The sequence below is a fragment of the Streptomyces sp. NPDC056600 genome, from assembly GCF_042792855.1.
In the GTDB taxonomy this organism is placed as follows: domain Bacteria; phylum Actinomycetota; class Actinomycetes; order Streptomycetales; family Streptomycetaceae; genus Streptomyces.
This window is the reverse complement of the sequence record NZ_JBHTVQ010000004.1, coordinates 116,948-130,756: the sequence shown is the minus strand read 5'-3', so window position 1 is coordinate 130,756 and position 13,809 is coordinate 116,948. Positions and strand designations below refer to the sequence as shown.

General features: G+C 74.3%; 11 protein-coding genes. 3 read left to right on the top strand and 8 right to left on the bottom strand.

Going from position 1 to position 13,809, the window contains the following annotated elements:
- Positions 1-134: 134 nt before the first annotated feature.
- The 5 genes from ACFRAV_RS03785 to ACFRAV_RS03765 all read right to left on the bottom strand — a co-directional run bounded on the left by ACFRAV_RS03785 (position 135) and on the right by ACFRAV_RS03765 (position 6,687).
- The gene (locus ACFRAV_RS03785) at positions 135-1,121 is read right to left on the bottom strand and encodes a nucleoside triphosphate pyrophosphohydrolase (protein WP_382551353.1); all 987 of its coding nucleotides are present in this window, start codon (positions 1,119-1,121) and stop codon (positions 135-137) included.
- A 51-nt stretch (positions 1,122-1,172) separates the two neighbouring features.
- A complete protein-coding gene (locus ACFRAV_RS03780) occupies positions 1,173-1,796 on the bottom strand; it encodes a SurA N-terminal domain-containing protein (protein ID WP_382551351.1) in 624 nt (207 codons plus the stop codon).
- A 219-nt stretch (positions 1,797-2,015) separates the two neighbouring features.
- On the bottom strand, positions 2,016-3,563 hold the full coding sequence (locus ACFRAV_RS03775) for a protein kinase (RefSeq protein ID WP_351113449.1): 1,548 nt from the start codon (positions 3,561-3,563) through the stop codon (positions 2,016-2,018).
- The gene (locus tag ACFRAV_RS03770) at positions 3,560-4,261 is read right to left on the bottom strand and encodes a hypothetical protein (RefSeq protein ID WP_382551349.1); all 702 of its coding nucleotides are present in this window, start codon (positions 4,259-4,261) and stop codon (positions 3,560-3,562) included. The genes ACFRAV_RS03775 and ACFRAV_RS03770 overlap by 4 nt, the downstream gene beginning before the upstream one ends.
- 146 nt (positions 4,262-4,407) lie before the next feature.
- Positions 4,408-6,687, bottom strand: coding sequence for an N-6 DNA methylase (locus tag ACFRAV_RS03765; RefSeq protein WP_382551346.1), 2,280 nt, complete (start codon positions 6,685-6,687; stop codon positions 4,408-4,410).
- Positions 6,688-7,038: 351 nt separating this feature from the next.
- Here ACFRAV_RS03765 and ACFRAV_RS03760 point away from each other — a divergent pair, with 351 nt between their 5' ends.
- On the top strand, positions 7,039-7,878 hold the full coding sequence (locus ACFRAV_RS03760) for a DUF4190 domain-containing protein (protein ID WP_382551345.1): 840 nt from the start codon (positions 7,039-7,041) through the stop codon (positions 7,876-7,878).
- 96 nt (positions 7,879-7,974) lie between these two features.
- On the opposite strand, the gene ACFRAV_RS03755 is transcribed toward ACFRAV_RS03760, so the two are convergent.
- Positions 7,975-10,095 carry an N-6 DNA methylase gene (locus ACFRAV_RS03755; protein WP_382551343.1) on the bottom strand — a complete coding sequence of 707 codons (2,121 nt, stop codon included), beginning with the start codon at positions 10,093-10,095 and terminating at the stop codon, positions 7,975-7,977.
- A 208-nt stretch (positions 10,096-10,303) separates the two neighbouring features.
- Here ACFRAV_RS03755 and ACFRAV_RS03750 point away from each other — a divergent pair, with 208 nt between their 5' ends.
- The gene (locus ACFRAV_RS03750) at positions 10,304-11,080 is read left to right on the top strand and encodes a hypothetical protein (RefSeq protein ID WP_382551341.1); all 777 of its coding nucleotides are present in this window, start codon (positions 10,304-10,306) and stop codon (positions 11,078-11,080) included.
- Positions 11,081-11,255: 175 nt separating this feature from the next.
- Here ACFRAV_RS03750 and ACFRAV_RS03745 read toward each other — a convergent pair whose 3' ends face one another.
- Entirely contained in the window at positions 11,256-12,053 is a 798-nt protein-coding gene (locus ACFRAV_RS03745) for an HNH endonuclease family protein (RefSeq protein ID WP_382551339.1), read from the bottom strand.
- Between the two features lie 107 nt (positions 12,054-12,160).
- Positions 12,161-13,081: a hypothetical protein gene (locus tag ACFRAV_RS03740; protein ID WP_382551337.1), complete on the bottom strand. Its 921-nt coding sequence runs from the start codon at positions 13,079-13,081 to the stop codon at positions 12,161-12,163.
- Positions 13,082-13,185: 104 nt separating this feature from the next.
- Between ACFRAV_RS03740 and ACFRAV_RS03735 the strand changes: the two genes are divergently transcribed.
- On the top strand, positions 13,186-13,788 hold the full coding sequence (locus ACFRAV_RS03735) for a TetR/AcrR family transcriptional regulator (RefSeq protein ID WP_382551335.1): 603 nt from the start codon (positions 13,186-13,188) through the stop codon (positions 13,786-13,788).
- The last annotated feature ends 21 nt before the right edge of the window (positions 13,789-13,809 follow it).

Sequence of the window (13,809 nt, the reverse complement as noted above, 5' to 3'; positions counted from 1 at the left end):
GGGACCTGCGCCTGCCTGTCCCACCGGCTCGCGCCGGGTCCGGCCGGCCGGGCCCGCGACCCCGCGGGCGGTGGTGCCGCCTCCGCGGTGCTCCCGCCTCGCGGCACGACGGCCCCGGGGTGGGGCCCCGCGGGTCAGAGGCCCGCGGCAGCCGCCGCCTCGGCGGTGCGGATGGCGTCGCGGTAGGCGCGGGCGGCCGCGCGGAGGGCCGACTCGGGGTCGACGCCCGCCTCCTCGGCGCGGACCGCGAGGGTCAGGAGTTCGTAGCCGACGCCCTCCCCCGCCGGGAGGGCCGCGTCGAGCCCCGCCTTGCGGGCCCGCGACGCCAGCTTCGCGGTGAGCGCCAGCGCAGGCTGCCCGAGCGGCACGCCCTCGGTGACCGAGGACCGCTGCTTCTCGACCGCCTTGGTCCGCAGCCAGTGCTCCTCGACCTCCTCCGGCGTCGCCGCGGACTCCTCGCCGAAGACGTGCGGATGCCGGTGGATCAGCTTGGCGACCAGCCCGCCCGCCACGTCGTCCACGGAGAACGGCTCCTCGGCGTCCTCCTCGGCCATCCGGGCGTGGAAGACGACCTGCAGCAGCACGTCCCCCAGCTCCTCGCGCAGCTCCTCGCGGTTGCCCGTCTCGATCGCCTCGACCAGCTCGTACGCCTCCTCCAGCGCGTACTTGGCGAGGCCTTCATGGGTCTGCCGGGAGGTCCACGGGCAGTCGGTGCGGACCCGGTCCATCACCGCGACCAGGTCCAGGAGCCGCGCGCCGGGCAGGTCGTAGGAGGCGGGGAGCAGCTCCAGGTCGGGCATGTGGACGCGGCCGGAGCCGGCCAGCCGGGCCAGGCCGTCGGTCAGCGCGGGCTCGCCCTCGCCGCCGGCGACCACCACCACGGTGCGCCCGCCGGCCGCCGCGTCGACCAGTTCGCGGGCGGAGGGCGAGGCCTCCTCCACCGTCACCCCGGCCTCGCGCAGGTACGGCAGCTGCGGATGCGCGTCGTCCGCGCAGAGCACCCGGTCCGCCTCGCGCAGGACGCTCCAGGCGGGCCAGGACAGCAGACCGGGGGCGACCCGGTGGCTGGTGGTGAGCAGGACGACGCGGCCGGGGGCGTCGGGGGAGGCGTTGGCGTTCACCCTTCGAACGTAACGCAGCGGTGCGCCGCCTCCCGCCCCCGGCCCCGCGGCTCAGGCCTCGACGTCCCGCACCCAGGGGGTCTTGAGGTCCGCCCGCGCGCTCTTCTCCGCGTCCCAGGTGCCGTAGCGCGGGTTGAGCTCGACGCCGAGGTCCTTGGAGGCGTCGGCGAGCGCCTTGGTGAAGACGGGGCTGTCGGTCTCGGTGCCGAGCCGCTGCGCCAGCTCGCCCGCCGCGACCTGCAGGCGCAGGTTCTCCTCCAGCCGCTCGGGGGCGACGCCGTACTGCTGGAGCCAGGTGTTCCGCAGTCCCTTCTCCCCGCCGAGCTGCCGCTCCAGGTTGGTCCGCAGGTCCTGGACCTTCTTGGGCGTGACGGTGACGCCCGCCTCCTCGGCGGCGTGGTGCAGCACCCGGTCGATCACCATGGACTGCACGGTGAACCGGGCCAGGGCGCCGGACTGGGAGACGACCTGCCGGTACTGCTCGTCGTCGGGGACCACGGCGCGCTGTGCGTCGCGCACCTCGCGGACCCGCTCCTCGACCTGGGCCTGGGTGATCCGCTCCCCGCCCACCACGGCCGCGGCGCCCGGGTGCGCCTCGGTTCCGCAGGCGGTGAGCAGTGGCGCCGCGAGGGCGGCGGTGAGGAGGAGCGCGGTACGGCGACGGCGGCGTTGCAAGGAAACCTCCCGTTGGAGTTTGTGCTTTGGTGCACAAAGTCTTGCGGTGATCGATGGTAGGCAGCGCCGGGGCTGTGAACCAGCCCCTGGCGCCAACGTCGTGCCAACGATCGGGAAGTCCCGCCGCAACGTTGCCCGTGACATCGCCCGCGGCGTCGCCCGACCCCGCGGAGTCGGCCGTGGATCGGCCGTGGCGCCGTCCACGGAGTCGGACTGGGGTCAGCCGCCCATCTGGCCGAGCCACTGGAGGGTGCGGCGGAGGTCGCCGACCAGGGGGTGGGCGGGGCCGTGCAGGCGTTCCACGTCCAGGGCCAGGCGGGCCAGGGTGTCGTGGGCGGCCTGGCGGTCGCCGAGGGCGAGCAGCAGGTGCCCGATGCGGCGGCGCAGGTCGTGGGCGCGGGCCGGGTCGCCGCCGGCGTAGGGGTTCTCGTAGGCGGGCAGCAGCGCGCGGTACTCGGCGAGCGCGGCGGTGGCCTCGCCGAGCTGTTCCAGGCAGAGCGCGGCGTCGAACCGGAACCCGAGCGCCTGGCGGTCGTCGTGGCCGGCCTCGGCGGCGCGTTCCTCGGCGAGGCGGCGCAGCTCGGGCAGGGCGCGGCGGTACTGGCCGTCGTCCATCAGGGTGGCGGCGTACAGCTTGCGCAGGGTGCGCACCACCGGGGAGCGCTCGCCGTGCTGGTGGGCGGCGTCCGGGAGGATCGCGCCGAGGAGGTCCACGGCCTGGGTGATCCGCCCGTCGCCGAGCAGCCGCTTGACCTCGTCCACGGCGTCGGCCACGGCCGGCTTGCCCGCCCTGGAGGCCGCCGGGTCGGCGGCGGGCGGCGGGGTGACGGGCCGCGGGGCGGGCGTGCGGGCACGGTCGGGCCAGGGCGCGTGCGGGCGCAGGAAGGGCCGGGTGGGGTCCAGGGGCGCGCCGCTGGGCAGTCCCCGCTCGGGGAGCAGCGGCAGCAGCGCCTCGTAGACCTCCTGGGCGGAGGACGGCCGGTTCTGCGGGTCCTTCTCCAGCAGCCGCAGCACCAGGCGCTCCAGCGGCTCGGGGACCTCGGCGCGCAGCCGACGCAGCGGCAGCGGCGGGTCGTAGAGGTGCCGGTGCAGGACGCCGAGCGCGGTGGTCCCGGCGAACGGGACCTCGCCGGAGAGGAGTTCGTGCAGCACCACGCCGAGCGCGTACAGGTCGGTGTAGGGGCCGACGGCGCCGCCCATGGCCTGCTCGGGCGCCATGTAGGCGGGCGAGCCGATGGGCGAGCCGGTGTGGGTGAGGCGGGTGGTGTCGGAGTCCATCACGGAGGCCACGCCGAGGTCCAGCACGGTCACCGTGCCGTCCTGCTTGACCATGACGTTCCGCGGCTTGAGGTCGCGGTGGACGATCGGCACCGCGTGCACCGCGCTGAGGACCGCGCACAGCTGGGCGGCGACGGCGGTCGCCCACGGCCAGGGGTACGGGTCGTGCTCGGCGAGGTGGTCGGCGAGGTCCGCGCCGTCGACGTACTGCATGACCAGGAACAGGTCGTCCTGCTCGCTGCCCGCGTCGTGGACGGTGACCAGGCCGGGGTGGTCGACCTGGGCGGTGACCCGGCACTCGCGCAGGAAGCGGCGGCGCAGTTCCTCCGCCTCGGCCCCGGCGACGCGGTCGGGACGCAGCAGCTTGACGGCGACGCGCCGGTCGAGGCGGCGGTCGTAGGCGGTCCACACCTGGCCCATGCCGCCCTGGCCTATGAGCGTGGACAGTTCGTAACGTCCGGCGACGACCCGGCCGGTGGTGGTGGTCACCTGGCGTCCTCCGGGCCGCCGTCCTGCTTGCGCAGCAGTTCGCTGAGCTCGTCGAGCTCGGCGCGCACCTGGTCGATGCGGCCGCCGGGCGCGGGGGTGGTGGGCGGCGGGGGCGTGTGCGCGGGCGTGGGCGTGTGGGTCGCGGCGGGGGTGTGGTTCGGCGTCGACGTGTGGTTCGGGGTGGAGGTGTGGTTCGGGGTGGGCGCGTGGCCGCCGCCGGACCAGGTGCCGGGCTGCCCCTGCTGCTGCGGGAGCACGGGGTAGCCGTAGGGGCCGGTGTTCTGCGGGTAGCCGTACGCCCCGGCGGGACCGTGACGGTGCCCGTGCCCGGCGAGCGCGGCGTCCGCGAGCCGGCGCCGCTCGTCGAAGTGCCGGATGTCGACGGCCAGGTAGTAGGAGACGACGGCGAGCAGCGTGACCAGCAGCAGCAGCACGCCGACCGTCTCGGCGGGGGTGTCGACCTCCTCGTCCGGCTCCGACAGCAGCAGCGCCATGGAGACCACCAGCAGGACGAAGGAGAGGCCGCAGAGCACCCAGTCGAGGGCCTTGCGGGTGACGATCGCCAGTCGCATCATCGGCACCCACATCAGGAAGCCGATGCTGCCGAGCGCGATCGCCACGAAGAGGATCCGCAGGAACACCAGCAGTCCGGTGGGCGGCGGCGGCGTGACCGGGTGGTGATGGCCCTGGCCCTGCATGGCATCTCCTGTGTTGTATCGACGGCTTCGAGCAGGGTACTGGCCGGTTCGCGCGCCTGGCCCCGGAGTACGGGATCCGTTTCCGGATCGCAGCCGGGGGCGGTGCGCGGGCGCGGCCGTGGGGGCGTCCCGGGGGTGAAGGGGCGTCAGAGGGGAGGGAGCACGCCGTCGGTCAGGGCGTCGCGGGAGCCGCGGACCAGGCGCGTGCCGAGGGCGGCGGCCCGGCGCAGCGCGGCCTCGAACTCGTCGAGGGCGCGGAAGCGTTCGCTGTGGCGGCGCTGGTCCTCCAGGGGCAGCCTCGGCACCCGCAGGCGGCGCACGTCGAGGCGGGTCGTGGTGGAGGCGAAGCGGCTGGCCCGGCGCTGGTTCGCGGTGCCCCGCAGGAACCCCGCCAGGAACCAGGCATCCAGGGTGTCCGGGTCGGGCCGCAGCAGGACCAGATTGCGGCCGAGGAGCGCGCCCGCCGCCTCGTCGCCCACCACGCGGGCCACCGCCTCTCCCCCGGTCACCGGAAGCACGACGTCCCCCAACCGGGTGACCACGGGCTCGTCCTTCCCCGCTCCGTCCTCGGGCAGCGTGCCGGAGGGAGCCGCACCCGTGACGACGTCGTGGTCGGTCAGGACCCGCGCGCCTCTCCTTCCGCCCGCCCCGCCCGGCGCGAGGGTGAGGGCCCCGCCGCGGAGGAGGTCCCCGACGGTGGTGACCGGGCCGGAGCCACGGGCGGCGGCGGCCGCTTCGTCCACGGGCGGCGGGAGGGGTGCGAGCGCGGCGACGGCCCGCAGCGTCACGTCCAGACGTTCCCGGACCGCCGCCGGCCGCTCGGGGCCGTCGCGGGTGACGGGCGGGGGCAGGTGCCGTGCCGGGGTCAGGTCGACCTCGTCGTCCAGCAGGTCGACCACCGGGACCGCGCGGGCGACACCGGGGTGTTCGTCCAGCGTTCCGGTGCGGTCGAAGGCGCGCCAGAGAGCCAGTGCCGCCTCCCGCACGTGCCCGCAGTCCCGTCCCGGCCGGGAGACGGCGCCGGACACCGGGGTGCCCGTCGCCGGGGCGCCGGACGTCGGAATGCCGGACTTCGAGGTGCCGGACGTCCGGGCGCCGGACGTTGGGGTTTCGGACCTCGCGACAACGGACCTCGTGGCACCGAGCTCCGTGGCACCGGGCTTCGTGGCAGTGGACCTCATGGCAGTGGACCTCGTGGACCTCGTGGCGCTCGCCGCTCGCGCCTCGGGGGCGGGGGCGAGGGCGGTGTCGGCCATCAGCACCCGCGCCGGGACGGGGCCGCGGCCCGGGCGGCGCAGTATCCACAGGTGGAGGGGGAGCCCGTGCGGGGGCGCGCTCCCGGCGGGCAGGGCGATGACCGCGCGCAGCGCGCCCCGGCGCAGCAGGTCGGCGCGGATCCGGCGGCCGGAGCGGCGCGAGGCGGCGGCCGGCGGCATCAGCAGCACGGCGGTCCCGCCCTCGCGCAGACGGGCCAGCGCGTGCTGCACCCAGGCCAGCTCCGACTCGGTGCGTGCCGGGAAGCCGTACCGCCAGCGGGGGTCGTGTGCGAGGTCCTCGTGGCCCCAGTTGCGCTCGTTGAACGGCGGATGGCACAGCACGATGTCGGCCCGCAGCAAGGGGGCGGCGTCGGCGCGCAGGGTGTCCGCGGTGGTGACGCGCACCGGGCCCGGGGTGTGCAGGGCGAGACGCAGGGCGGTGAGCGTGGTGAGGACGGGGACACTGTCCTGACCGTGCAGCACATGAGCTGGGTGTGTCCGGGCGACGGCGCGCAGCAGGGCGCCGGTGCCGCAGGCCGGGTCGAGGACGACCCGGGGTGGGCCGGGACGGTCCGGGCCGTGCGTTCCCGCCAGGTCGGCCATCAGCCCGGCCAGGCCCGGCGGGGTGAGCGCGTGCCGACGGGGGTCCGTGTACCGGTCGAGGAGGAACTCGTAGGTCCGGCGCGGGCCGCTCCCCTCGGCCAGTTCGGCGACACCGCGCAACAGCGACGCGCAGGCGGCCAGTTCGGGGGCGCCGGGCACCACGGGTGCGGCAGGACCGAGGCGCGGGGCGAGGACGTTCGCGAGGTCCGCCGGCAGGAGGGCGGCGAGCCGCTCGTCGGAACCGGCGGCGATCTCCAGCCAGCGGGTGGGCCGCTCGTGCACCAGGAGCAGGACGCAGCCCGCCTGCACCAGAGCCACGGCGGGACCCTGCGGGTGTGCGGTCACCTGCCGCCAGACACGCTCCCGCAGCGGGACCTCGACCAGCTTCCCCTGCCGCCGCAGCCACTCCTCCACGTCCGCGAGGAGGAACGCCGGACCGCTCTCCGTGCCGCCCACCGGTTTCGGGAAGTCCCCGTGCCTGCGACGCCAGTTGCTGACCGCCGCCCGCCCGACACCGGCGAGCCGGGCGATGCCGGCGGCCGTCACCTCGGTCGCGTCCTCCTGCACGGGCCCCCTTCCCTCGTTCGGTGGGGCCGAGCATAACCACACGATCACGACGTACACAGCGAGTTGCTTTGAACGTCTGTGCATACAGGTTGATCCCATTCACACCTCTGTCCCCACCACCTGGCGGGACGTCAGACCGAGCGCCAGGACCGCTCCGACGCGGATCCGCCACCTCCACCCTCACCTCGGACACCACCGCACGACTGTTCACACATACGTCCCCGGTTCATCACAAGACCGTCTCGGCGCGGGGTTTTTGGTTGATCGAGTTCACAACACGTGATCTCCTTGGAGTGCTGCACGTGGACACGACAACGGGCGGCGATCACGACCCTTGGAGGGGGAACCCCGATGTCCCAGCAGATGCCTTACGCGCCCGTACCGCCGCCGCCCCTGCCGCCTTACCAGCAGCCGCCGAAGAACGGCATGGGCACCGCCGGTCTGGTGTGCGGCATCATCGCCCTCATCCTCGCCGTCACGGTGATCTTCTCCGTGTTCGGCGGCGTCCTCGGCGTCCTCGCGGTGATCTTCGGCATCATCGGCATCAGCAAGGCGAAGGCCGGCGAGGCGACCAACAAGGGCGCGGCCGTCACCGGTGTGGTGCTCGGCGCCATCGCCGTCGTGGCCGCGGCCGCCATCACGATCGTCTCGGTCTTCGTGGTCAACAAGCTGGGCGACGACATCGCCAAGGACCTCGACCGGCTCGAGAAGGAGTCCGGCACGAGCGCGCCGCTGGACCCGGGCACCGAGGAGACCGCGGAAGAGGCGGGCGCCGAGGGCGAGGCCGCGGACGGCAAGCCCTTCACCATCGACGACATGGCGGAGTGGGAGGACGGCGTCACCGTCAGCATCGACAAGATCGCCAAGTTCACGCCGAGCGACGTCTCCGCGGGCCACGAGAAGGGCAACGACGCGTACAAGGTGACGGTCGTCGTGGAGAACACCACCGGCAAGAACTACAAGCTGGCGAACCTCATGGTCGACGCGACCGCCGGCAAGAACGGCACCCCCGGTTCGCAGGTCTTCGACTTCGACTCCGACCTGGAGCTCAACGCGGGCACCGTCGCCCCGGGCAAGAAGGCCACCCTCGTCTACGGCTTCAGCGTCGAGGCGGGCGCCAAGACCATCGACCTGTCGGTCACCCCGGACTTCATGTCCGACCCGGTCGTCTGGGAGCTCAAGACCCCCTGACCCGCCCCCGCGCGACCGTCCACCGGTCGCCACCCTGACACGTGAAAGGGCCGCCCCGCCGGGGCGGCCCTTTCACCGTTCTCCGGCGAGGCGGTGTCAGACCGGCGGCAGGACGCCGTCGGTGAGGGCGTCGTAGGTGCCGCGGACGAGACGGGCGCCGAGGGCGGCGGCCTGGCGCAGGGCGGCCTCGAACTCGTCGAGGGCGCGGAAGCGGTCGCCGTAGCGGCGCTGGTCCTCCAACGGAAGTCTGGGCACTCTCAGGCGGCGTACGTCGAGACGGGTGGCGGTGGAGGCGAAGCTGCTGGCCCTGCGCTGGTTGGCGGTGCCGCGCAGGAATCCGGCGAGGAACCAGGGGTCGAGGGTGTCGGGGTCGGGCCGCAGCAGGACCAGGTTGCGGCCGAGGACCGCGCCGGCCGCCTCGTCGTCGACCACACGGGCGACGGGCTCGCCCCCGAGGACGGGGAGGACGACGTCCCCGGCACGCGTGACGACCGTGTGCTCGTCGCCGGTGCCGTCGTCGGACAGCGCGCCGGAGGGGGCCGTGCCGGCGAGGACGTCGTGGTCGGTCAGGACCGGCAGGCCGCGACGGCCGCCGGCGCCGCCCAGCAGGAGCGTGAGGACCCCGCCGCGGACGAGTTCCCCGACGGTGGTGACCGGGCCGCCGGCGCCGGGGGCAGGCTCTTCCCCGGGCGGCGGGAGGGGGGCGAGTTCGGCGGTCCGTCTGAGGGTGTCGCCGAGGCGTTCACGCACGGCGGTGAGCTGTTCGGTGTCCTGGGCGGTGACCGGCGGGGGCAGGTGCCGGGCCGGGGTCAGGTCGACGTCGTCGTCCAGCAGGTCGATCACCGGGACCGCGCGGACCCGGCCGGGTTCCTCGGTGACGTCACCGGCGCGGTCGAAGGACCGCCAGGCGTTCAGGGCGGTCTCGCGGACGTCTCGCGGGTCGGTCTCCGGACGGCTCCCCGCGCCGCCGGCCGTGTCGACGAGCAGCAGCCGGGGCTGGACCGGTGCGACGCCGGGGCGGCGCAGCACCCACAGGTGGAGCGGAAGGCTGTGCGGGGGTGCGCTCCCGGCGGGCAGGGCGATGACCGCGCGCAGCGCGCCCCGGCGCAGCAGGTCGGCGCGGATCCGACGGCCGGAGCGGCGCGAGGCGGCGGCCGGCGGCATCAGCAGCACGGCGGTCCCGGTGTCCTTGAGCCGGGCGAGGGCGTGCTGGACCCAGGCGAGCTCGGACTCGGTGCGGGCGGGGAAGCCGTACTCCCAGCGGGGGTCGTAGGCGAGGTCCTCGTGGCCCCAGTTGCGCTCGTTGAACGGCGGATGGCACAGCACCGCGTCGGCCCGCGCCGTGGAGAACGCGTCGGCCCGCAGCGTGTCGCCGGGAGCGGTCCGCACCGGGCCCGGGGTGTGCAGGGCGAGCCGCAGGGCGGCCAGCGCGGCGAGCGCGGGGGCGCTGTCCTGGCCGAGGAGTTCCGGTTCGGGGTGGGGCCGGGAGGCGGCGGCGCGCAGCAGGGCGCCGGTGCCGCAGGCCGGGTCGAGGACGACGCGGGGGGACGTGCGGTCGCCGTCGCCCCCGTCGCCGCCCGGCCCGGGGACGGTCTCGGCGAGGTCGGCCATCAGCCCGGCCAGGTCGGGCGGGGTGAGGGCGTGGTGGCGGAGGTCGACGAACCGGTCGAGGAGGAACTCGTAGGTCTGGCGCGGGCCGCTCTCCGCGGCCAGCTCGGCCACGCCGCGCAACAGGGCGGCGGACGGCAGGAGTTCGGGTCCGGTGGGCACCCGCACGGCCCGCGGGCCGCTCGACGGACCCGCCTCGGCGGAGGCCTGACCGCCGCCGAGGCGGCGGGTGAGGGTCTGTTCGAGGTCCGCCGGCAGGAGCGCGGCGAGCCGCTCGTCGGAACCGGCGGCGATCTCCAGCCAGCGGGTGGGCCGCTCGTGCACCAGGAGCAGGACGCAGCCCGCCTGCACCAGGGCGGCGGCCGGGCTCTCGGGGTGCCCGGACACCTGCTGCCAGACCCGCTCCCGCAGCGGGACCTCGACCAGCTTCCCCTGCCGCCGCAGCCACTCCTCCACGTCCGCGAGGAGGAACGCCGGACTGCTCTCCGTGCCACCGACCGGCTTCGGGAAATCCGCGTGCCGACGACGCCAGTTGCTGACCGCCGCCCGTCCCACACCGGCGAGCCGGGCGATATCGGCGGCCGTCACCTCGGTCGCGTTGTCCTGCACCAGGCACTCCCCTCGGACGGCTTCGAGCAGAGCATAGCCATCTGGGCTCCTGGTTCACAGCGTGTACGGCCACCAATTTGTGAACTTGGTTGACCCCGTTCACACAATCATGCTGTCATGGTCGTGTTCGACCGGCCCGTGCAGTGCGTCTTCGCGGCCGCCGGGACACCTGCCGCTGTCTCCAGGACCTGAGAAGGAACCACCTGCCATGCGCTCTTCCACCCGTACCGCCGCCCGGCTGACCGCGGTCGCCGCCACCGCCGTTCTGCTCGTCACCGGCTGCCAGTCCGGCTCGGACGCCAAGGACTCCAAGGGCTCGAAGGACTCCCAGGGCAGCGCCGGCCAGGAGGTCTTCGCGGGCCTGTCCGGCGAGCAGATCGCCGACAAGGCCGTGAAGGCCACCACGGACGCCGAGTCCCTGCGCTTCAAGGGCACGATGCCCGACGAGGAGACCGGCAAGACGATGGCGATGGACATCGCCATGGACAAGAAGGGCGCGTGCGCGGGGACCATCAGCCCTGAGGGCGAGGGCACTATGGAGATCATCAGCACCGAGAAGACGCTCTACATGAAGCTGGACGAGAAGGCCCTGCGCGCCCAGAACAAGGACCAGGACGCGGCCACCCTCGACGCGATGGTCGACATGATCGGCGGCAAGTGGGCCAAGACCTCGGCCGACGGCGCCGGCGACGTGGCCGAGATGTGCAACCTCGACACCATCCTCGGGGAGCTCAAGACCGCGAGCACCGCCGGCTCCAAGCGCGGCAAGGAGACCGAGCTCGCCGGCACCCCGGCCTTCACCGTCACGGCGAAGGAGGGCAAGGGCTCCACCACGCTGTACGTCGCCACCGAGGGCAAGCCCTACCTGCTGCAGGTCGACACCACCGAGAGCGGCGCCCCGGTCTCCCTGAAGTTCAGCGACTACGGCAAGCCGGTCCCCTCCGCCGCCCCCAAGGGCGAGATCGTGGACCTCGACAACCTCTGAGCCAGCCTCCCGGTCGTCGCACCGAAGTCATCGGACCGAAGTCGTCGCACCGAAGTCATCGCGCCGAAGTCGTCGCACAGGCCGCGGGGCCGTCCTCCGTCCACACGGGGGGCGGCCCTGCGGCCTGTTCGGTGGCCGTCACCGCGAACGCGCCGGGGTCGGGGTCGGGGTCGCGTCAGCCACCGCACTGCTTGAGCATGGCCGCCTTGTCCGCCTTGGTCACCGGGAGTTCGTACTTCAGCGAGACCTGGGCGAAGCGCACCGCGTAGGCGCAGCGGATCTGCTTGCTCGGCGGTACCCAGGCCGCCGGGCCTGAGTCGCCCTTGGACGAGTTGGTGGGGCCGTCCACCGGCAGCAGGTTGAGCGGGTCGTTGGCGATGGCCTTCCGCTTGTCCTTCGACCAGCGGGAGGCGCCCATCTGCCAGTCGTAGGACAGCGCCATCACGTGGTCGATCTGCACCTCGGCGGCGTCCGCCTTGGCCCAGTCGATCTCCTTCCCTGTATAGGGGTCCGCGAGCGTCATCTCCACGACCACGCAGTTCGAGCCGGAGCGGAACTTCAGCTCGTCACCGTCCCGCTTCAGCAGGTCGTTGCGGGTGTCGCAGCCGTTGCGGGAGAGGGGGACGTCGGCGGTGTCCAGCCACGCCTCGCCGAACTCGTCGCGGTCGTAGCCCGTCTTGGGGCCGCGGCCCTTCACGTCCACCTTCTCGATCAGGTCACGGGCCTTGGCGCGGTCGGCGTCCGAGGACACCACCGCGAGGCCCGGCTTGGTGCCGTCCGGATTGTCGAGCGGGCTGACGGCACGCCCCGCGGCCGCCTGCGGGCCGGTCGGCGAACCGGCTTGGTCCGAGGGCGAGTTGTCGAGCGTGCCTTCCGGCATCTCGCACCCGGAGACCAGTACCGCCGCCGCTCCGATCGCGGAAAGGACACCGAGGGCTCGGCGGCGGTCGCCGCCCGGCCTTCTGTTGCGCATAGTTCGCTACCTCCGGTCGTGTCGGAACTGCACGAACTGATGCGATCATGCCCCCGGTGGTAGCGGACATTCCGGCCCTCACTCGTACGAGTCGGCGACGGCCGGACTCATACCTTGCCTATCCCCAGGGAGTTGTCGGCCGGCAGCAGACCCGAGGCGATCACCGCCACCCAGAAGTCGCCCAGCAGATCGGCGAGTCGGGCGGTGTTCCGCCCGCCCGTAGCGCGCCAGGGCGCCGAGGCCAGCCGGTCGGTCTCCCGCTCCACCCGCTCACGCAGCGCCCTGCCCTCCTCCGTGGCCTCCCCGCCCTCCGTCACCAGGCCGCGCCCGGCCAGCCGGCTGCACGCCGTGTCCCACTCCGGCGCGCTCCACTCCCGGCTGGCGAGGGTCTGCCGACTGGCGGCGCCGATCGCCGCGAAGGAGACCAGCGCCTCCACCGGGTCGAGCCCCGCCGTCATCAACGCGGCCACATGACCGTCGCCCCGGTGCTCGCGCAGGATCGTCGCCGCCTGCCACAGCTGGAGGTGCGGTTCGTCCGGCCAGGGCAGCTCGGCGTTGGCCGCGGCCAGTGGCCTGCCGGCGAGGTCGGCGGCCTCGGCCGCACGCCGGGCGAGCGCTGCGGCAGCGCGTATCTCCGGGCCGGCCACCCGCTCGCCGAACAGCGAGCGGTAGGCGCGGTCCACCCCGCGCAGCCGCGCCGCGAGGACCTCCTCCGGGCTCGCGACCCGCCACGCGGCCGGCAGCTGCCGCTCCACCATCCGCGGGCTCATGCTGCAGAAGGCCGAGGCCGCGCGCACCGCGCCGACGGCTCCGAGCGGGGCGGCCCGGAAGGCGAAGTAGGCGGGCCACCGCTCCCGCACGTCGTAGCCCAGGGCGGCCGCCTCCTCGAAGGCCTCCGGGGCGTAGTAGAGCACCGCGTGCAGCGGCTCGAGGAGGTGCCAGATCCGGCGGACCTCGGTGGGGCCGACCTCCGCCGGCGCCGCTGTCGCGGCCGCGGCAGGGGCCGTGGTTCCGGTCTGCTCCGTCATGGGATGCCTCCACCGTCGGCGAGGGAAGAACCTGAACTTGTCACTGTCCAGATTGAGCCGCAGGGCAGAACTTGTCAATGACCAGATCGGAGTAACCTGGCCCCATGGCCACCACCCGCCCGACGCCTCCGGACCGCCCGTACCACCACGGCGACCTGCGGCGCGCGATCATGTCCGCCGCCCTGGAGGCCATCGCCGCCGAGGGCCCCGCGGCGCTGAGCCTGCGCGACCTCGCCCGCCGGGCCGGCGTCTCGCACGCCGCGCCCGCCCACCACTTCAAGGACCGCACGGGTCTGCTCACCGCCATCGCCGCCGAGGGGCACGAGCTGCTCGCGGACACCCTGCGCCGGGCGGGCGACCTGCGGGAGGCCGGAGTGCGGTACGTCCGCTTCGCCCGAGAACACCCGGCGCACTTCCAGGTGATGTTCAGCCCGCAGCTGCTGCGGCCCGACGACGTCGAGCTGGTCACCGCGCAGGCCCTCTCCGGCGCCGCGCTGCAGGACGCCGTGGCCCAGGTCCCGGACCGCGACCGCGGGGTGGAGACCCGGCTGGCGGGCGTCGCCGCCTGGTCACTGGCCCACGGCTTCGCCACGCTGCTGCTGGCGCACAACCTCGACGACGCGCTCGGTGGAGGCGACCCCGAGGAGACGTTCCGCGAGCTCGCCACGACGCTGTTCCGGCCCGGCGGCGACGCGGATGCGCCGTAGGTCTGCGGACGGGGCGTAGGT